This is a genomic window from Colwellia sp. E2M01, assembly GCF_018860585.1.
GTDB lineage: Bacteria > Pseudomonadota > Gammaproteobacteria > Enterobacterales > Alteromonadaceae > Colwellia.
Genome location: NZ_JAHKPR010000030.1, coordinates 117,599 through 138,595, shown reverse-complemented (window position 1 = coordinate 138,595; position 20,997 = coordinate 117,599). Strand labels below are relative to the sequence as shown.

Below are 20,997 nucleotides of genomic sequence, written 5' to 3'. Positions count from 1 at the left end.
TCTATAAAGGTAATAAACAAGTTTTTATATCTTCATTATTTTTTGAAAGCAAACCGCAACCATGGCCTAATGGCACTGATTTAGTTGATAATTGTGCTATTGGAATTTGTTTCGTTTGTATCTCAAGATGGATTTTAAATTTTGTAGTAATACCAAGATAACTTTTGATCAAGCTTTTTAACAAACGGCTGGTTTTCTGCCCTGGTAAAAAAGAATGTATTTTAGTGTTAGCATTTGGCTTAATAACAATAGCGATCGCTGAATTTATATCCCACACTTTACTTCCTATTGTGGCATCAACGCCAAGGGCAGCAAATTGTCCTTCTGGAGATTTTTTCCCACCTAAGCGTGTTTGATCTAATATTGATAGTCTTTGCCATTGCCCTTGAAATTGCTTAATATTTACTTCGCATTGAGTGAAATCTCTTAAAATTAACGTTAAGCCATCAATAGTTTTAACTTTCTTATTAAAAAGGCCCGCATAGTATTTTTGTATCGCTTGTTCACCTGAAAGTTTTTCTAATACGGAAGTGAAGCTATCCGACTTAGCTTCTAAATTACTTTGATAATTAACAGAAAATCTATATTTTTCCCAAGCTCGATAAAATAATGAAATAAGGCGGTGATTAAATAAATCATAAAAGTCTCGCATTCCCGTATCTTTCAACTTAAGCCTTTCTAATACTAATTCGCTGTAATGTTGTGGTAATGCACCGCTAATCCCCGTTAAGCCCATAAAAGAGACATGCATATCTACGGCAACTTTATCTTTGTCTTCACTATTTTTTATATCAATTTTACTAACAGATTGCCCTGGAAAACCTAAATGTTGATCCGCTTTAAACCTGACCAGCTCACTTTTGGGTAAACCATCACAGCCTACTTTATTATGCTTACAATTATTTGATACTAATTGTTGCTGTAAAACGAACACCGCTTTATAAAAATCATACTCATTAGGATTATCTATAAGTTCTTGAATACTCATAGTAATGGCGCCTTTCCTGCTCGACTTGGCCAAGTATGGTAGATGCCATCTTTATTGTTAAATTGAACACTTAAACGCGTAAAGCTATTAATAGCGGCAAACTGAGCAAAGAAACGATCAAGTACCGTGCAAAAGAAGAACATACCGCTACCTAAATAGTGATCTTGAGCAAAGGTAAGTAAAATATCATTACCTGTACTAAAGCCGACTAAACCTCGTTGATTTACACGAGCCGTTGTGGTGCTCACATCAATAGCAACAATATTTTCAATTAGCGTTTTATTTTCGGGTGAACATTTAAAGTCGTAAAGCTTTAACACTTCTTTAAGTTGGTGTAGCGCATTCTCACCACTGAAACTGTCTAGTGATAGATGACTAATAAGTTGCCACCTAGACGCCTCATTTAATGCGGCTCTTACAGGTAATGTAGGTGCGAGTAAACACTTTACCTTTTTAATAATATCCGCTCGGTCTGGAATAAACATTTTTGGTTCATCCGTACCAAAAGGTAAATGTGCTGGTAAGTTTCGGTTACTGCACTCGGCTCTAATACTTAACAGCCATGAACCGTAATCTTCTTGCGCGTTATACCCTGCAAAATTATGATCGACGAGTGACAAATAAAGATCAGTTCCAAACTCAGCATAACCACCAGCCCAATTAGCAGCTTCTCTACGGCCATTCCAAAACATTCGGTCTTGGTCAAGATATGCGGGGTGAGTTTCACCATAAAACGGTGTAACTGTGGTTTTATTATCTTTATGGTCAAACGCAATAACTTCTTTTATATTTATTATTTCAGCAACCTCAGCATCAAGATAGCGAGGTGCAAGTTTATATTCGTATTCTGATGACTCTACACGAACGGGCTCTAGTTCTTGTTCAAAAAGATTAATAACAGGGGTACAACCCAATAAAAAATTGTTCTCGTTGACTTGCTTTTCTAATTCTTCAGAGCCTTCTTTTAAATAAATATATATTTCAAACTCATCCTCAATATTTACCCATTTTTTATCTAATTCATCAATGTCGAAAAATAAAAATTTTTCAGGGAAAATAAAGTTTTCAACTAATAATCGATAACCTGATAAGGTTTTTTTACTATATGGTACAACTTGGTCTTCATCATCAAAACCAACAGCTTTAAGGTGCCTTTTTTCTAAATATTTAACAGTCGACCAATCATCATTTTTTACTATGGCAAGACCAACACAATGTTGAAATATTAATTGATATAAATAATAAGTTTGATGTGCTTGACCATTAAGAAAAAACCGTAATTTATCAAGCCCTAGGGTTGCCATAGAGACTTCATCGAACTCCCCTTTTATTGCAAGTTTTATTATCGCTTTTGAGCGTGTATGCCAGATAGGCTCTGGTGCATTAAAAGGAGCATTTTGAAACTGAGCTTCAGATACTTCAATTGGCCATAAGTAAGTGTCGTAACATGTTTTAAAGTGGCACGTTTTCATTCCTTCAACTTGGGTGTCTACTTTAGTATTTTGAGGTAGTAAAACTCCCGTTGTAGATATATTTTCAGTTACCATTTTTATTACTGTCATTGACGGTACAGGCGCTTGGTAATCAGGATATATTTGCCCTAATAATGCCTCTGTCAACTCAGGAAAGCTATCATCTAATTTTTGTCTTATTTGAGCAGTTAATAACGAAAATGCTTCTATCAATCGTGATACATGAGGATCTTCTACATGTTCATCACTCAAACGTAGTCGCCCTGCTAGCTTAGGATAATTTGTGGCAAACTCTGAGCCCATATGACGTATAAAGGCGAGTTCACGGTTATAATATTTTAATAAATCTTCATTCATTATAAAGTCTCTATTACTTTTAACCCTAAATTGACAGGCTCTACTTCTGAATCAAACGTAATATATTCAGGTTCAGGATCAGCATAAAGCAAGGCGTTTATCCGTAATCTCATTATGCGATCTAGCGGTTTTTCATTATCAATAGCTTCAACATCAACCTGTATAAAGCGTGGTTCAAACCGCTTAATAACTTCAGCTACTTGTTGGCATAAATATTGTCTACCTTCTAAGCTAGCAACAGCCATAGTAGAGAAGTCGTGTAAACCATAATTTAATAAAGACTTATCCAACTCTTTATAACTTTCGGGCCACGTTAACCACGGTACTTTAGCATTCAGTAAGTTTTCGAGATCACGTCTAACATTTGCCCTTAATTGTTTTAAATTAAGTCCCTTATTAGACTCTTTAATATCTGGCGTTGTAGGGGAGTCATCCATAAGCCTATCTAGAATAGAAGCTTGAATAAGTTGATATTTATTTATACCCACGTGCTTTCCATAATATATTCCATAATTCCATAATACTCGCGAATCAAACAAATACTCTTTACTGATACGACTTATCTAGCAAAGAATATTATTGCGTTTATCAAACAATCCGTATTCATTTCTCTTCGGGTAAACAAGTAAATGTTATTTACCCTTAAACACAACTTTACTTTACCTTTACAATTATTTTACCCTGAAGTTACATTATAAAACAACTGGCTTTTAAGTTAAAAATAGATAATCACTAATCAGATAGTTTTATAAAATCAGATAAAGGCACGGCTTGATCATTCACAAACCACATTTTCTGACCAACACCTACCATCACATCGGGTGCTTTTTCTTGCCAATCGGTTTCTCTACCTAATTTTTCCGCATCCGTACTGCTATTAGCGTACACTAGCGGTATATGTGCTTCCCCACTAGGACCATTTTTGATGCTTAGTTCAACACGACGCCACACTTGTTCAATAATTGAGCTTACTGGCTTAAAATGAATATATTCAATATCTTTTATCTGAGCGATATAATATTTTCCATCTGTCCCAAATATTTCAAGGAAACCACCAAGAGAATCATCTAAATCTCTAAACTCATTAACAACTTCACCATTTAGTTCTACTTGAATATCTGTTCTGTTTTCTTCAAGTTTTAAGGCGCTATTAGTTATACTTTCTGCATTTCCTTGATTCATTTCTACTCGAAGCGACATAAACGCCTCAATGTGTGCGTCAGACTCAGTAAATATATGAGGAACCGATTTGCCAATTAAAAAGTCTTGTCTACTTTGTTCAGCATGAATTAATTGTCTTAAGTTGGCAGCGCCAATTAAAAAATCAGGGTGTTTTTGTACCATGTAATTAAGTTGTTTGTCCGCACGTTCTAATTCACCATTAATACAAAGTAATTCAATTAAGCTACTCTTAGCGTCAACATTTAATGGATCATCACGTAATTGTATTTCTAAATGAGATATGCTGTCAGACAGTCGAGATTCTTGAAGCAATTCTTGTATTTTTTTCATGTTAATTCCTTTTTAGCTTTAATTTTTAGGTGTTAACTCTGTCACCAGTTTTATACTTGAGATCATTTGATCTAATTGGAAATGGGGCTGCAACTGAATAGTTGAATAAAAGTGCCCTGGTTTACCTCTTATTTCTTTTACTTGGACTTGTGCAGTTTGAAGCGGATATTTACTTCGCACTAGATCTGATGCTGATTCAGAGGCGGTTGTATATTGATACAACCACTTTTGCAACTCTCGCTCACAAAGCTCTGCATTTCTGTAAGTACCAATTTTTTCTCGGCCTATTGCTTTTATATAATGAGCGAAGCGAGAAACACATAAAATGTATTGCAACATACAGGAAAGTTTTGCATTAACGGTTGCTGAAATAGAATCATATTCAATAGGTTTTTGAGTAGATGAGTTACTATAAAACACTAAGTGTTCACTTCCTGGAACAGCAGATAAAGGAATAAAACCATTATCTGAAAGTGCTTTTTCAGCGCGATCACTAATTAATAAGTTAATTGATGGCTTGCTTCTTCCTCGATACAAATCAGTTTCATATTGACATACTGGTAAATCACACACTAAACCTTTACTTTTTACACCTGGCTGCATACCTCTAATCTGACCAAACCAAGCTGATTCTGCAAACGCACGAATAAGCACGCCCCCAAAGGCAAAAGAAGCATTCCCCCAAAGGTGATCTTTTTGTGGATCTTTAATTACCTCAGTAAATCGGAAAGCTTCGTTTCTACTTCCATCATTTTTATAAGGTGCTCTCATTAAGGTGTAAGGTAATGTGATCCCTAAAAATCGTGCATCATCCATATCCCGCAAAGAATTCCATTTGATGTACTCAATTTGGTTAAAACTATTAGTGAAATCTGTGTGTATAGCTAAATCAGAAAAATTATCAACACCAAAAAAAGAGGGATGAGCTGAGGTAATAAAAGGAGAAAATGCGGCGGCGGCAGTTCGAGTAACTTCTTTGAGAATGTCAATGTCATTTATCAAGCTACCCTCTCTATTTTGATGGGATATTTGATAATTACCGATCAGCAGTCCAAAAGGCTCACCTCCAGACATATCGTATTCATTGTTATAAACCAGTTTAAAGAATTCACTTTGATCGAACTCTATCGCCTTATTTATATCTTTACTAAGGGTTTTCCAACTACAATCTAAAAGTTTTATTTTTACTTTTTGATTTTTGTCGTTAGTTTCCTTTTGATTGACTAAATATAATGCACCACGCCAAGCAGATTCAAGTGCTTGAAATTCGGTATGATGAATAATGCAATTTATTTGTGTAGATAGTTTTTTATCTATATCTGCTATAGCTTTACGCAACAATGAAAGTATATTATTTTTCTTAATATTGTCAGTGTTATAGCCTGAATTTTCAAGCCATAACATTAACGATTTTTTCATATCAGTCTCTCGTAAAAAACGGTCGACTAAGTGTTTACTGTGTAACTGTTGAGCTGAAGGATTTGTGGCTTCGATATCTACCTCTTTGGTAAATATTTCATTCTCCACAAATGAAATAGCTTCCTGCATAATGTTTATATATCCTTGACCTATCAGCTCAATAATTTCGCAAATTAACCAATACTTGGAATTTTTGCAACTAAACGTAATGAAGCAGTTAACTCTTCCATTTGTAACCATGGACGTAACCAAGCAACCGCATTATATGCACCTGGTTGACCTGGTATCTCTTTAACTTCTACTTTAGCATCAGCTAATGGGTATTTAGCACGAATTTCTTGTCCTCCTCCCTCTGATGCATTGACGAAAGATAATATCCAACGGTTTAACCAAGCTTCAACATCTTCTGCTTCCATGAAACTACCTATTTTATCTCTTGCCATTACTTTCAAATAATGGGCAAATCTTGATGTTGCCATTAAGTAAGGAAGTCGTGCAGATATCGCAGCATTTGCTGTTGCATCATGACTATCAAAAATTTGTGGTTTTTGACAACTTTGTGAGCCAAAGAATACTGCGTAATCAGTATGTTTGTAGTGACATAATGGTAAAAAGCCAAGTTTACTCAGTTCTGCTTCTCGTCTATCAGTAATGCCAATTTCTGTTGGACATTTAAGATCCGGATCACCATCATCACTAGTAAATACATGTGCCGGTAAGCCTTCAACTTTTCCGCCTCCCTCAGCACCACGAATTGCAGTACAAAAGCCATATTTACTAAATGCTTTCCCCATATTCGTTGCCATTACATATGATGCATTCATCCAACAATAATTATCATGTTCTGCTGTTTTAGAGCGTGTTTGCGTATCGTCTAACTCTAATTCTTCATAACGGAATTCTTCTACTGGTTGAGTAGATTCACCGTAAGGTAATCTAGCTAAAACTCTCGGCATTGTTAACGTAACAAAGCGAGAATCATCACTATCTCTGAACGAGCGCCATTTGGTATATTCTAGTGATTCAAATACTTTTTCTAAATCGCGAGGTTTACTTAACTCTGTCCAATCATCAAAACCGAATAGTGATGAACCAGCAGCAGATATAAACGGACAGAAACCTGCCGCCGCGACGTTTGACATTAATGATAATGTTTCTACGTCGGTAGGATGGTTACTAAATTCATAATCACCAACAATACATCCGTAAGGTTCACCGCCAGGTGTACCAAATTCAGCTTCATATATCTTTTTAAAGGTTTGACTTTGATCAAACTCAACGGCTTTACTTAAATCTTTATGAAGTTCTTTTTTGCTCAAACTCATGATACGAATTTTAAGTGTCGCATTCGTTTCTGAATTTTGAACAGTATGGTTAAGTCCACGCCAGCTTCCTTCTAACTTTTGAAACTCTTCGTTATGCATAATAGCAGCAAGTTGCTTCGAAATTGTTTCATCAATTATTTGAATAGCTTGATTGAATGTAACTGTTAGGTTTTTGTTCCATTGGACAGTACCTTTAAGGGCTTCTTCTGTTAACGATCTGATCAACTCTTCTGCACGTGAAGATTCTGTTTGTTTCGTTGCATCAATCGCTTGATCTAAAATAGAAAAGCCTGTTTCTTCACTTGTCGCTTGTAATACTTCAGCTTCCATACTCATTACTCTGCTCCTTGAATATCTAATTCTTTCGCTAATTTATCTAAACTAGCGGTATTACTTAATACATCCTCTAAAATGTTTTCTAAGTCTTCAGATCTATCCACTTTAGTCATTAAATCACGAAGTTTATTACGTGTTTCCATCATTTTTTTAAGGGGCTCAACCTGATTAACAATCGAAGCAGGTTCAAAATCATTTAATGATTTAAAGTCTAAAGCAACTTTCAACTGTGTATCATCATCCGTTAAGGTATTATCAACCGCAATCTCTAATTGAGGGTTCATACGGTGTAATACTTCATCAAAATTATCACGGTCTATTTGCACAAAGCGTCGATCTTTTAATGGTTTTAAATCTTTTGTATTATGACCAGAGAAATCCCCTGTAATACCAATAACAAAAGGTAATTCTTTTTTAACAATAGCACCTTCGGTTTCTACATCGTATGTTATGTGAACGCGGGGTTTTCTAACTCTTTTTAATTTATCATGTATACTCATGAGATCTCCTTTCTAATATTAAATTACGCAGTAAAATACCGCTTTAGTGTTATGTTTCGTTTTCTGTTCTAATGCCTGATAATTTGAAGAAACCATTACGGGCATCCCCATCTTGAATAAGCTCTTGTAATAATTCTGGCAGACTTAATTCGCTCCAACGTATCACTTGCTCTATGGCATATGACATTGGTGAATGAGGTTCTGTTTTACGAAAATAAGCAGCGATAACATCTAAGTTTTGAATTGCTTTTTCTCTTGAATTTATCTGCTGATTGATACCTAGATTAGATTCGCTTTTTTCCATTTCATTATCAGTATCTTCGGCTTCTTCAACGTATTCTTCTTCCGCTGATTTTTTTAATACGTTTTCAGCAAGTTGTTTGACACAAATAGAACAAGCTTGGATAGCGGCACTGATATAGCTTGTAGGTTGAGGATCACCGCCCATTGCAACATCCATCACTTCAGACAAACGATTAAACGCGAGAATAGAGTCATCAATGTCTTTATTTAACTGTATAAAGAAACTATCTGGTGTTTCTTTTATTGCAATCTCGACTTCTTCTAAAGAAACAGCGCCTGATTCAAATTTTTTAATTTGCTTATCGTTATCTAGTCGATCAACATCAAGTGCTTGCTCGTATTGCCAAGTTGAAAATGGTCCTTCTGATTGACCTTCTGTGATTAAAATAGCTTTAATTGGTTGTATTAATGATCCTTCACTTTCAATACCATTTAAACCAATTAGTGGTGCTAGACGTTCTGAAAGGTCATCAAGATCTGGGGTTGGATATAAATTGTCCCAATATCTCTCTATTAATTCTGCTGCTAGTGTAAAACCGAGGGTTAGCCCTTTAAAGCCATGTATACGACAAAGTGCTTCAACTAACCAAGCAACAAATTCTAAGTCTTTACATTGATTTTTTAATATTTCAGGTACCTGTTCAAGAATAGGACGCCAATCAGTTGCAATAGAAAGTAGATTTTCATCATTAACTAAAGCTTTTCGCTCTTTCGCTCTTGATGTGTTCCGGATATCTTTAAGGAGATAATAAATAGAAGTAGGCGAAACGTCATCTCGAGGATTAGTTCCCGTTTCAATATCAGCATTAATAGGTTGAATAAGATCTTCAATATTGAGATTTTGAGCTAACAAATTAAAACGTCCTTGTTATATATTGTAAATTGTTTAATCGTATTGAATTGTAAAATTTTAAACTAACTTGTAAAATTTTAGTTGCAATAGTAAACAAGTGGATTATACATAGCAATTATTTATTTTGTTATTTAACCAAATATTAACGAAATATTTTATATAAAAACAAGAGAATCTATAACTCATTGATTATAATAAGAAATGATTTTCTATATAAAAACTGGAATCGTAGCATCATGCTCATTGTTAATGACATTAATTTCACGTTGGTTATTTTTAGCAATAATACAAGTAACATTGTCCCTTGCATTACGTACTAATGATGCATGCATTAACGCCATACCTGCATCGATAATATTACCGGGTTGTAAGGCTCGTTCAATTTCACTATCACTTACCTCTTTATTTAAACCGTCGCTACATAATAAAAAAACATCGCCCACTAAAAGTGGAGCTGTTTTCACCTCAACATTTAAGTTATTATCTACTCCCACGGCACGAGTAATCACATTCGCTAATGGATGGCTTTCAGCTTCTTCAGCTTTTAAAATCCCCTCATCAACCATGTCATTAACTTGACTGTGATCTTTAGTTATTTGTTGTAGTTTATTATTTCGTAATAAATAACCACGACTATCGCCAGCCCATAAAAGTGAATAGTCATTTTTTTTAACCCACAAAATAACCACAGTCGTTCCAACCACTTTACCTAAAAATTGATTTTCACTCATTTCTTGTAATTGAGTATTACATTGCTGAAGTATTTTAATTAACATGTCAGTACTAACTTCATCTGATGTTTTATTTTCAACCGCGTCTTGAATGTTATCAATTACCAATTGGCTAGCCACATCACCTGCCGCATGCCCACCCATACCATCGGCGACGACCCATATACCTTGTTGAGGTAACTCAAGAAAAGCATCTTCATTTATTTGTCGAACGGTACCTCGATGCGTTTGCGCATGGCTTGATAAATACATGATTATTCCTTTAATATTTTGGTTACATTCCAATTATTTTCTTGCCATTGTCCATTTAACATTGCTGAAAATTGACTAACTTGCGGTAAACCTTCGGTAATAATTAAACAAGGCTCAACGAAATATGATCCAAGCGTCCACCATAAACTATAACGGCCGTAATGATGACTGTACTGATGGTGAAGTAAATCAAGTAATTCAGGGGGAGAATCACCTTTAATTACCCATGCTTTTTTAATTTTGTCTTCAGATTCTCTCGTTGCCGAATTAGTTTTAGTATTTTGTATCGCAACTTCTTCATTCGACAACATAGTACACCAATCATCAAAGTCAAAATCATCATTCAGGACTTTTAGGATCATTTCTTCAAATTTTTCTGACCATGTATTTTTATACCACCCTTGCAATGCGGAATTGTTATGCTCAGTTGCAAGAGTAAAAGGAAATGGTCTATTAACTTGGTCAATACTCGGTATTACTGTTCCAATCATGGGGGAATCACAACAAATACCTGCAGAAAGTGAAAAGTGCCAAATAGGACTAGTTAAATAACAATCTAACCAGTCGTCTTCTAATTGCTCTTTGCTGACGGCAATAACAGCTTGCAACCACTCGTTCCAATGTTTTAAAAAGTCATTGTTTAATTTACTTTGTACAAAATCACCTTTTATCGGAATTTTGCCACAAAAGCCTATTGAGTCTATAGGGTTGTTGGACATGAAAAACTCTCCAAATTCAACATCCAGAAAGGATTATTCACACTGTTTGCAATAAACTTAATATCAGCTTTATAACCACTGAGCGATATTTTTAACAAGCCGTCTTTTTTAGTTTCTGGTCGTACACTACTTAAATCATCCAAGAGTTTAAATAGCGACCATTCACCAGTATATTTTTTATTTAGTGGTCGACCTCCATTTGGTGGCGTAAAAGCTATTCTTGTCTCATTATTAGCACTTACACCTGGCCAAACAAACTGTTCTTTTCTAGTAGGTCCATGGCGATAGTTTAGTTGTTTTCCATCAATTTCTAACATAAATTGACTAATATTTCGATCAAGGTATTGCGCCTCTAGACTAAAGTAGACTTTAGGCGTTTTATTGTCAGCTTCGAAAAATGCTTCTCTGATAATATGAGCTCGTTGATACATTGCTAACACATCAGTGCTGATACCAATATTTTTAGTAAAATACCAAGTAGATTTGCTGGTATCGACATGTTCAGCTAAATATTTATTCCAAAATTTATCGAGCGTACCACCGTATGCAAAAAATCGACTAAAATCTTTTACTCTAACGTCTATACTTGTATTGCGTCTAAATGGATAACGGCCTTTAATTGCCCTACGGTATTCAGATAATACTTGAGACTTCCAAATTCCATTCAAACGTTGGCTTTGGTTATTTTGCGCAAAGCCTTTAGTGCGTTTAGCTATAGGTGTTAGCCAGTCAATAACAGGAAAAGGCATATCAGATACTTGTTTTTGTAAATTGCTTCCTAAAGAAGAGAAATCACTCTCTAAACGCTGATTCATATACGTTGTTTTCTCTTGTGAAGCGCCACTTGCTTTATCCATACTACGATTAATTAATCTTAGCGTTGCTTGTATTTCATCTAACGCTTTTATATTAACAGCAAGAAGATCAGTAAAGGCAAACTCAACCTCTTGACCAGGTAAATCAATATCTAACTCTAAAGGCTCATCAGGCAATAGCCGGCTAATTCTTGATTTTTTCGAAGCAAATAATACATCTGTTGTGCTTTTCGCTACTTCTGTAGCAGCTTTCGTATTTTTAGACAATGGCAGTTTCGTTAATTGTAGGTTTTTTTTAGCAGCAGCAATAATGCTTTTAATTGGTGCATCAGGGCTTGATAGCGCTCGAGTGATTTCAACACCTTCACTTAACGAGTTTATTGGTTTAACCGTTAAATCACTTAAAAAGTCTTCCCAATAAAAAATATAATCTCGTATATATTTTTGTTCTAATTGTGAGGTAATTTGTGATTTAGTCGCTTCGTCTAGCGTGTTTAAGTCATCTCCATAGACCCAACTATCTTCGATTAATCGTTTTATAATTCTATTTTTTTCAATGCTAAAAATACCATGAAAACCATTATAAGTATAAAGACCTGGAATACCTTCATCAAAATTTCGCTCACTTTGAAATGCAAAACCTTGCAGGCTATCAAGACTCAATATGTCAATTAATTTGAAATCAGGAATACTACTATCAACAAAGTCACTTTTTAAACGCTGATAAGCTCGTTCAACTAGTGGTAACATAGTCAGTGTCTGTCGTGCTTCTAATACTGCGTCTTCATTATATTCATCCCCTCTTGTCCCCTTTGAAAGTAATGTAGCTAAATGTTGATTAAGTTCACTTCTAATGGAGGCATTTATTTTTCCTGGTATATTTCTATCAAAGTACGCAGAGAACCAAATTTTAATATCTTCTTCTTCAAAATACTCAGGGTTAAATAACATTAAGTACGTTTTCAGTGTTTCGTATACATAGTTTAAATGAGTGGAGTTTTCTAACATTTCTTTTGTTAGTGCTTTTGTTAAATAAGGTAATAAAAAGGCATCCAGTGCTCTTTCATAAGCCGCACTTGCGGGTTGTTTTAATTTATTTCCTTGATATAAACCTAGCGTACGAGCATCTTCGCTTTCTTCATTAGCATACCCAACAGGGAAATTTCTCAACGTTGATAAACCTTTAGTTAACGTGATAATTTCAGATTGTGCTGTTAAACCGCCATCAGTAATTTTTTGGTATTCAACAACAGCATCTTTTGTGTGATCAACAAGCTCTGTGTTCCAAGCGTAGCTAGACCACCAACCGTAAGTAAAGAAAATTGTTATCACTGATGCAACAGCCACAGTAGCATGCCTTAGTAACAAGTTTTGTTTGTCGTGTTGTCGGTTAACCGAAGCCAAGTTTTTTTCTGGAAAAATGACATCTTCGAGTAAACGTTTTATAAAATAGCTGCGTTGATGTTTTACTTCACTCGCTTTTAATTCTACTTTACCACCTGCCGCTAAGGTTGAAGAAAGGTGATCAATTGGTGTTCCCTCTTGTGTTGCACTGGTTAGATACACACCACGTAACAAAGGAGCTTCTTCATAAGCGTTAGGTGAAAATATTTCTTTTAAAAAATCGTCTGCAGCACTTTGTAATAAACGTAACTGTTTTGGAAATTCGTATATGGCTGCTCGACGGTCAAGATCTCTTTCATTTTTTAACCTAGCATTGATACGTGCATTTAAATTACTTAGTAAAGCATGAAATTCTTTATTGAAGGTACTAACAATACTTTCTTGTTCGTTATCAGTAGAGAGCGGAAAAGATACCCCCCAAATTTGCTCACAATCTTCTTGTGCGAAATCATCAAAAAACTCATTAAATCCGGCGATCAAATCACATTTAGAAAAAAGTACATAAACAGGAAAAGTCATACCTAGTTGATTTTGTAATTCTTGTAGGCGTTGCTTTATTGCTCTAGCATGCAAATTTCTTTCTGTTTTAGTTTGATTTAATAATTCAGACATCCCCATACTAATAATGACACCATTAATAGGGCGTAATGGCCTAAACTTTTTAAGTAACCCGAGAAACCCCTGCCAGGCACGAGAATCTTGTTTCGCATGACTATCTTGGGTTGTATATCGTCCTGCGGTGTCAATTAAAACTGCTTTATTAGTAAACCACCAATCACAATGACGTGTACCTCCAACGCCTTGTATCATGTCTATCCCCATCTTTTCTTGTAATGGGTATTCTAGTCCTGATTGCTGAATAGCCGTAGTCTTCCCTGATCCAGGAGGACCAATCATGATATACCAAGGTAATTCGTATATGCTTTTGCTATTCGCAAATTTAGTCGTTTTTAAAATATCTAAGGCTTGCACCATTTTTTTATGTAGAACGTTTATTTCGCTCTTCACTGTTTCTTCAGTTGAACTACCGTTACTCTCATCTTCACCATTGATTAGGTTATTTACCATTTCTTCACTTTGTTTTTTGTCTTGTACTTTACTTGCAAACTTAATGGCCCCCCAAATAATTATGATAATTAATAAGAGAATAATACGAGCAGATATACTGATGAGTGGTTCGTAACCTGCAATAGCAATTAATGGCCCGCCAAACCATATGAGTAATGCCAAACAGATAAATCCTACTATAGTGATCACAGTTTTTGATTTTAATTTGGTAATAATTTTTTTAAAGCTTTCTTTAAATGACATAACAATTCCCTGTGAACAACTAAAACAACAAGTCTATTTCAATACGACGATTTAATGAGCGATTATACTCATTACTATTATCAACTCGTGGTTGTGACTCACCTATTCCTTCTGGCCATAAACGTCCTTTTAATGATGCATTATTTGCCAAAAAGTTGCCGATTGATGTCGCTCTTGCTAATGATAAATGCCAATTAGAAGGATATTTTGTAGTAAAAATGGGTTCGTCATCTGTATGACCTGTGATTAATATTTTTCCTTGAGTACCTTCAAGTGTTCTGGCAATTTTGGCTAATATAGGTTCAAAGTCGACTCTAGGCTTTGTACTACCCGACGCAAACAAAGCGCCAGCACCGATTCGAATTCTTATTCTGTCGGATAGCTGTTCAACTTCGAGTAAGTTTTTATCTATTTCTGTTTGCAGTAATTGTTGTAATACGAGGGCTTCATCTCTACTCATGTGCTGAATTTGAGTTTTATCATTGTCATACCATGGCACTAAAGAGACCAACTCTTTATATACGCTTGATGAATAACTATTAATGCTATAGCTAAAAGACATGTAAATGAAGAGAAGCAGTACACCAAATAAAGCACCAATGACCCATAAAGGAAAAGGTTGCTGGAATTCAGTATTATGAATAACTTTATCTCGCCAACCCGGCGATAATTCGCGCAGTAAGTCTCCTTTAAAGGATTGCACACTGTGATAAGCTTTATCTCTTAAATCTTCTAGCTTCTGCTCACCTTGCGCCTCGACTTTCATCTTTCCAACAAAACCCAAGGTTAAACAAAGGTACATCAATTCAAGTAAATGATTCTTTTCTGCTGGATACTGTAAAGCACTTTCAAGCAGGGTATAAAAGTACTCCCCACCAAATGTTTCACTGTGAAAAGTTGACAGCAGACTTTCTGACGACCATAGACTATCCCCACCCCAAGGTGAGTTCAAAATAATTTCATCTAGGAAACTACATAAACAATAGCGAGCTGACTGAATATCTTCAGTAGGTACATTAGCGGCTCTTAACGTATGTTCATAATTTTTAATTAAATCAATACACTGTAACCTTAAGGTATTAACGTCATCATGTTGCTGGGTATTTCTTAATTTAATACCTGTTGAAAGTAATACCCCTGCATTATCTACTAATGGGTTATCAGTCATAGTAAGGATAGTATGATATGCACGACTATTTATTTTGTCTTCATGCACAATCGTTTTACTACTTTTATCTTCGAGTTGGCTATCTAATTTATTAAACGAGCCTGCACCGCGGCCTGGCCTTGGTTTGACTATTGTTTTATCGTTCACGGTAATATTAGTCCTTAATTTATCCGCTATTTTTGAATAGCATAAATAATGTAGATATAAAAACCTCTAGTTATACAAAGATCTATGCACTAAAGGTTTTAGAGTATGTAAAAAGTACTTTTAGCAAAGTTAACCAAGCAACCAATAAAAAAACACATTAAAATGGCTGAGTGCGAAATAAACATAACTAAAGAGCCTTGTTATATCGATGGCTTCGTGTTTATTTTCCTCTGTGTAACCATAAACGAAGAACACCACCAATGGCACAAGTGTAAAAGTTACCAATAAAAACCACCAATAATGCTCACTGAACCAAGGTAAAACCAAAGAAGCCGGAATAAGAAAAAGTACAAAAAAAACAGAATATTCATCTTTATTTTGTCGCTTTGGCATACGATCAAATATGGTAGCTAATAATATAGTGGTAATAACTATGCTATAAGCTATATAAGGCCAATGGTTTAGTGTATCGACTACATCGTTTGTTTTCTTAAGCCATACATCTTGTTGTGTTAGTAGGGAAAAATTTACTGTACTGATTAAAGACCATAAATAAGCCACTAACTTATAAAGCCCAAACGCAAAAACGCCACAGCCTACACTACCTATGCTATAACTTCTCATTAGCTGTATATCGAATTTAAGCCAACGATATTTATGAGCAATTATTTTTAACCCTATTCCGTATAAAACAAGTAGCATTAACATCAATAACGCATAAAAAAAGTGCGTTAAATAAAAAAGCGCTATTAATGGTATAGAAGCTAAAAAAAGTTCACTATTATGCTCACATTTATCGTGACCCACTTTATAGTCGCGATAAATAACAAAAGGTATTAATAAAAATACTATTAATAAAACAATGTTAAAATTCATTTTCTATTGCCTAAGAGCACAAGGTCAAGGCTACTATTAATAGTGAAAATAGTGCCTTATATTAATACTGTAATTTATGTAAAAACCTGACTCAACGTCTGAACTTACTTTCACTTTATGGAGCAAAATACAAATAAAAAACACGGTAAAATTAACACTTAACCTGTGTTTTTTATCCTTAAAATGACTGAAGATAGAGAAATCTAGATTATTTGAGTCTTAAAATTTACATGGCGCTATTAATCGCTTCTCTTACTGAACGATATAAGACCCCTAATGTTTTATCAAAAACCCACTTGATAACATCATAAGTCAGTTCAGCCAATTTATATGTTGTTTGTCCGGCAAAGGCCAGCATATGGCCGAGCAAACCAGCAACTTGCTTGGAACGTTTAACTGAAGCTTGTGCTACTTTAACTAAAGTTCTAGAAACTAAATCATAAAACGTTAACGCTGAGCCAACTGAAGCTTGCGCTAATATTGCTTGATAGTAACCTTCATCTTTAAGCAAAGTGATAAGTGCAGCACTAATTTTATCGGCCCAATAAGCACTGTAAGAAGCTTGATTTCGATTATTGTAATCTAAACGCACCGGTGTATTTAAAAAGTTATCAGAACGTCTTTGCAAGGAACCCCAGTCATTTCCCTTAGCTGAGTTAACATAACCGGGATTACCATTTACACCCATTTTATGTGCACTTGGGTTAAAACCTTGACCACTATTCAATCTATATTCTGTGCCATTATAAGGCGCATGAATAAACGGCCACAAAGGCACTTTAGGTACAGGATCTGCACCGTGGGTACAACGAAAAATATTATCGACTCTAGCCGTTGTTTGAGCTGAAAAACTACTTAACCCAATTCTTGGTGAGCCAAAGGTATATAAATTAACAGGCATTCCATATTCACTTTTAAGCCAGTCAGCAGTCAACCCAGCTAGCGCTCCTCCTAAGCTATGGCCTACACAATGAACGGTACCGATTGAACCTTTATTTTGTATTTGAGAAATATATGCTTGAAAAGCAGGCTTCATGCTGTAAAAAGTTTTATTAAAACCTGCATGTACACTTGTACCCGTTGCTGATCCAGTTAATCCGACATGGGCATCGGTTATAGCATCTCGTAATGAGGCTGTACCCCTTATTGCAATAACATGATCGCCTTTATATACGCCCTTTCCTTGACCAAGCAAAGCAAAACCAGTTGTTCGATTAAAAAGATGTGATAGAAAACCTCCTGAAACCCCTTTGACTGGTCCATCCGACAAATCAAAAGTAAAAAATTTATTTAATTTTTTTGCATTTTTTCCAAGCTGATAACCAGCACGTCCAGAATCTTTTATTTTATATGATGTATCTGCCAGTAAAGAGGCTATATGAGGAGAAATAGTCGACATAAATCAAATCCTTTTATAATTAAAATTTTAGATGGTTACCAACGACAAATACTGTGCACTAGATAACCCGCTTGTGGGTATTCATAACTATTAAATTCAAATTCATCTTGTGAATTGTTTAAATCACAATATAATTTTGCTAAGCGTTCCGTTAACGCTTTATTTGGTTCAATACCAATTGCTTCGGTATACCATAAAATATATTTTTCTCCCTGATAATCCACATCTATGGTTTGCCTAATACTTGATTCATCAAACATAGACCCTGGTTTTCTTGAACGGATGTTTTTTTCTTCAAAAGAAAAACGCCCTTCATTATCCGTTGAAGTTTTGTCGACTAATTCTTTATCATCACCATAAGTCAGCCCTCTAAATACTGTAAGACCTACAACAGGTTTACCCTCTTTAGTAATAACACCATGAACTTCGGGTGATAAATGAACATCGTATTTTTTAAATAAACCAAACATAGTTGCCATTGCCTGTGTTGAAAGTAAAAAGATAAGTGCTGTAACAGCCAGGAATATAATAACGAGTGTACGTTTTGGGGGTGAGAAAGCGAATGTCATAATAGTCCCTGAGTTGCCTTAATATCCCTTTGTTAAATTGCGAAAGTAATATAAAAGAAAAAAGTTATTGATTCAAGTATTGTTATCAATATGTTTCAAATATTAATTATTAGTTATAAAAAGGTAATTTGACGCTATCTAAGTTATGGACTACATAATGAACGGTAAGATTGAGTCTTTATTTTATATTTGAGAAATATATGCTTGAAAAGCAGGCTTCATGTTGTAAAAAGTTTTGTTAAAACCCGTGTATACACTTGTACATCCCACATGGGCATCGGCTATACCAGCTCGTATGAGGCTGTCCCCCTTATTGCAATAACATGATCGCCTTTATATACGCCCTTTCCTTGACCAAGCAAAGCAAAACCAGTTGTTCGATTAAAAAGGTGTGATAGAAAACCACCTGAAACCCCTTTGATAGGACCGTTAGATAGATCAAAGTTGAAGGAAGAGTCTACTAATTGACTAGCGGCTACTCTATATTTCCCATGTTTATTCGCGGTTTTGATTTGATATGACAATTCAGCTAACTCTGAAGCTAGCTTAGGGGTTAAATTTAACATAATGCATTCCTTTTTATATGCTTTCCCATCTACAAATACTCAATACGTTATGAGTAAATTCAGGATATTCGTAATTTATGAAATAATATTTTTCTTCTTGCATTGTAAGATCACAATTTAATTGTTTTAGTTTTTCAGAGATATTTTTATGGGTTTTACCTTCAGTAACTGTGTACCAAAGTAAATAATCTTTATCTTTATCTTTATAATTAAGCTCGATCGTCTGAAAAACTCGGGTTTCATCTAACATTTGACCGGGTCGACGAGAACGTATACTCTGCGCAGGAAAGTAAAATAAACCATTATCATCAGTCTTACTTTTATCATTTCTCCCCCTCTCACATCCTAACATTCTATTAACAATTATATTTTTAATTGGTTTACCTGCGAAAGTAATACGGCCGTGAACCTCGGGTGATAGATGAACATCGTATTTTTTAAATAAGCCAAACATAGTTACTGTTGCCTGTGTTGAAAGTAAAAAGATAAGTGCTGTAATAGCAAGGAGTATAATAACGAGTGTACGTTTTGGGGGTGAGAAAGCGAATGGCATAATAGTCCCTGAGTTGCCTTAATATCCCTTTGTTAAATTGCGAAAGTAATATAAAAGAAAAAAGTTATTGATTCAAATATTGTTATCAACATACTTCAAATGTTAGTTGTTGGTTACAAAAGGTAATTAAACGCTATCTAAGCTATGGCCTACAAAATGAACTGTACCGATTGAGCCTTTATTTTGTATTTGAAGAATATATGCCTGAAAAGCAGGCTTCATGCTATAAAAAATTTTGTTAGGACCCGCGTGTACACTTGTACCAGTAGCTGAACCAGTTAATCCGACATGAGCATCGGCTATACCAGCTCGTATGAGGCTGTCCCCCTTATTGCAATAACATGATCGCCTTTGACTGGACCGTTAGATAGGTCGAGATCGAAGTGTTTTTCTAATAAATCGGCATTATAACCCAAACGATACCCACCTAAGTCTGACTGTTTTTTATATTATAGGCGGAATCAGCTAGTAATTAAGCTATACGAGAAGAGATAGTTGTCATTTTTAAATCCTTTTAAATTAGTTCTTTGTAAGTGGAGTTACCATCGACATATACTATGTACTAGATATCCAGCTTGAGGGTACTCATAACTATTAAACCTTATTTTTTCTTCTGAATTTTCTAATTCACAATTTAGTTTTTTTAGGTGTTCCGTTAATGCTTTGTTTGGTTCAATACCTATAGCTTGTGTATACCAAAGCATGTACTGTTTATTTTCAGCTTTAGCAACAATAACTTGCCTGATTCTTGATTCATCAAACATAGACCCTGGTTTTCTTGAACGGATGTTTTTTTCTTCAAAAGAAAAACGACCTTTATTATCGGTTATGGCTTCGTCAACTAACTCTTTATCATCACCATAAGTCAGCCCTCTAAATACTGTAAGACCTACAACAGGCTTACCCTCTTTAGTAATTACGCCATGAACCTCAGGTGATAGGTGAACATCGTATTTTTTAAATAAACCAAACATAGTTGCCATTGCCTGTGTTGAAAGTAAAAAGATAAGTGCAGTAACAGCAAGGAGTATAATAACGAGTGTACGTTTTGGGGATGAGAAAGCGAATGTCATAATAATCCCTGAGTTGCCTTAATACTCCTTTGTTAAATTGCGAAAGTAATATAAAAGAAAAAAGTTATTGATTCAAATATTGTTATCAAAACATTTCAATATTAACAATTGGTTACATCGAAGTAATTGAAAGAAGATCTGTACGATTATATTTACTTATAAAAATTAACATTAAAAGATTCAAACTTCCCTTTGCCTCGGCCTAGTACAATGGTATTTCCGTATTTAGAATAATATAAATAAGATTAAAAGAGCAGATAGATACAAAGCATCGACAAAAGTGTCAAAACTATGTATTTAATGATTGTTTTTTGAAAAAACATTTTCAAACAAAGTTATTTACATTTTC

The 20,997-nt window shown here is 34.9% G+C and carries 18 protein-coding genes; all 18 read right to left on the bottom strand.

Annotated elements, in window-relative coordinates; genetic code table 11:
- Nucleotide 1: 1 nt before the first annotated feature.
- The 18 genes from tssG to KO502_RS07180 all read right to left on the bottom strand — a co-directional run bounded on the left by tssG (nucleotide 2) and on the right by KO502_RS07180 (nucleotide 20,648).
- On the bottom strand, nucleotides 2-988 hold the full coding sequence (gene tssG / locus KO502_RS07265) for a type VI secretion system baseplate subunit TssG (RefSeq protein WP_216021909.1): 987 nt from the start codon (nucleotides 986-988) through the stop codon (nucleotides 2-4).
- Nucleotides 985-2,817 (bottom strand): type VI secretion system baseplate subunit TssF, encoded by a 1,833-nt coding sequence (gene tssF, locus KO502_RS07260; RefSeq protein WP_216021908.1) that lies wholly within the window; start codon nucleotides 2,815-2,817, stop codon nucleotides 985-987. Before tssF ends, tssG begins: the two co-directional genes overlap by 4 nt.
- Nucleotides 2,817-3,305: a type VI secretion system baseplate subunit TssE gene (gene tssE, locus KO502_RS07255; protein WP_216021907.1), complete on the bottom strand. Its 489-nt coding sequence runs from the start codon at nucleotides 3,303-3,305 to the stop codon at nucleotides 2,817-2,819. Before tssE ends, tssF begins: the two co-directional genes overlap by 1 nt.
- A 244-nt stretch (nucleotides 3,306-3,549) precedes the next feature.
- Nucleotides 3,550-4,329 carry a type VI secretion system accessory protein TagJ gene (locus KO502_RS07250; RefSeq protein ID WP_216021906.1) on the bottom strand — a complete coding sequence of 260 codons (780 nt, stop codon included), beginning with the start codon at nucleotides 4,327-4,329 and terminating at the stop codon, nucleotides 3,550-3,552.
- 18 nt (nucleotides 4,330-4,347) lie between these two features.
- Nucleotides 4,348-5,877: a type VI secretion system contractile sheath large subunit gene (tssC, locus tag KO502_RS07245; protein ID WP_216021905.1), complete on the bottom strand. Its 1,530-nt coding sequence runs from the start codon at nucleotides 5,875-5,877 to the stop codon at nucleotides 4,348-4,350.
- Between the two features lie 44 nt (nucleotides 5,878-5,921).
- Nucleotides 5,922-7,409 carry a type VI secretion system contractile sheath large subunit gene (gene tssC, locus KO502_RS07240; protein ID WP_216021904.1) on the bottom strand — a complete coding sequence of 496 codons (1,488 nt, stop codon included), beginning with the start codon at nucleotides 7,407-7,409 and terminating at the stop codon, nucleotides 5,922-5,924.
- Nucleotides 7,409-7,909: a type VI secretion system contractile sheath small subunit gene (gene tssB / locus KO502_RS07235; RefSeq protein WP_216021903.1), complete on the bottom strand. Its 501-nt coding sequence runs from the start codon at nucleotides 7,907-7,909 to the stop codon at nucleotides 7,409-7,411. The genes tssC (KO502_RS07240) and tssB overlap by 1 nt, the downstream gene beginning before the upstream one ends.
- A gap of 49 nt (nucleotides 7,910-7,958) precedes the next feature.
- The gene (gene tssA, locus KO502_RS07230) at nucleotides 7,959-9,065 is read right to left on the bottom strand and encodes a type VI secretion system protein TssA (protein ID WP_216021902.1); all 1,107 of its coding nucleotides are present in this window, start codon (nucleotides 9,063-9,065) and stop codon (nucleotides 7,959-7,961) included.
- A 209-nt stretch (nucleotides 9,066-9,274) separates the two neighbouring features.
- The gene (locus KO502_RS07225) at nucleotides 9,275-10,048 is read right to left on the bottom strand and encodes a protein phosphatase 2C domain-containing protein (protein ID WP_216021901.1); all 774 of its coding nucleotides are present in this window, start codon (nucleotides 10,046-10,048) and stop codon (nucleotides 9,275-9,277) included.
- A gap of 2 nt (nucleotides 10,049-10,050) precedes the next feature.
- A complete protein-coding gene (gene tagF, locus KO502_RS07220) occupies nucleotides 10,051-10,767 on the bottom strand; it encodes a type VI secretion system-associated protein TagF (protein ID WP_216021900.1) in 717 nt (238 codons plus the stop codon).
- The gene (tssM, locus tag KO502_RS07215) at nucleotides 10,749-14,297 is read right to left on the bottom strand and encodes a type VI secretion system membrane subunit TssM (protein ID WP_216021899.1); all 3,549 of its coding nucleotides are present in this window, start codon (nucleotides 14,295-14,297) and stop codon (nucleotides 10,749-10,751) included. The genes tagF and tssM overlap by 19 nt, the downstream gene beginning before the upstream one ends.
- 19 nt (nucleotides 14,298-14,316) lie before the next feature.
- Entirely contained in the window at nucleotides 14,317-15,612 is a 1,296-nt protein-coding gene (gene tssL / locus KO502_RS17315) for a type VI secretion system protein TssL, long form (protein WP_216021898.1), read from the bottom strand.
- Between the two features lie 129 nt (nucleotides 15,613-15,741).
- Nucleotides 15,742-16,320 carry a hypothetical protein gene (locus KO502_RS07205; protein ID WP_216021897.1) on the bottom strand — a complete coding sequence of 193 codons (579 nt, stop codon included), beginning with the start codon at nucleotides 16,318-16,320 and terminating at the stop codon, nucleotides 15,742-15,744.
- Nucleotides 16,321-16,714: 394 nt separating this feature from the next.
- Nucleotides 16,715-17,887, bottom strand: coding sequence for a lipase family protein (locus KO502_RS07200; RefSeq protein ID WP_216021896.1), 1,173 nt, complete (start codon nucleotides 17,885-17,887; stop codon nucleotides 16,715-16,717).
- Between the two features lie 35 nt (nucleotides 17,888-17,922).
- Nucleotides 17,923-18,456: a DUF4198 domain-containing protein gene (locus KO502_RS07195; RefSeq protein ID WP_216021895.1), complete on the bottom strand. Its 534-nt coding sequence runs from the start codon at nucleotides 18,454-18,456 to the stop codon at nucleotides 17,923-17,925.
- A 281-nt stretch (nucleotides 18,457-18,737) separates the two neighbouring features.
- A complete protein-coding gene (locus KO502_RS07190; protein WP_216021894.1) occupies nucleotides 18,738-19,022 on the bottom strand; it encodes a hypothetical protein in 285 nt (94 codons plus the stop codon).
- 13 nt (nucleotides 19,023-19,035) lie between these two features.
- Complete coding sequence (locus tag KO502_RS07185) at nucleotides 19,036-19,575, bottom strand: DUF6795 domain-containing protein (protein ID WP_252730597.1); 540 nt, start codon at nucleotides 19,573-19,575, stop codon at nucleotides 19,036-19,038.
- Between the two features lie 539 nt (nucleotides 19,576-20,114).
- Complete coding sequence (locus KO502_RS07180) at nucleotides 20,115-20,648, bottom strand: DUF6795 domain-containing protein (RefSeq protein WP_252730595.1); 534 nt, start codon at nucleotides 20,646-20,648, stop codon at nucleotides 20,115-20,117.
- Nucleotides 20,649-20,997: the final 349 nt, after the last annotated feature.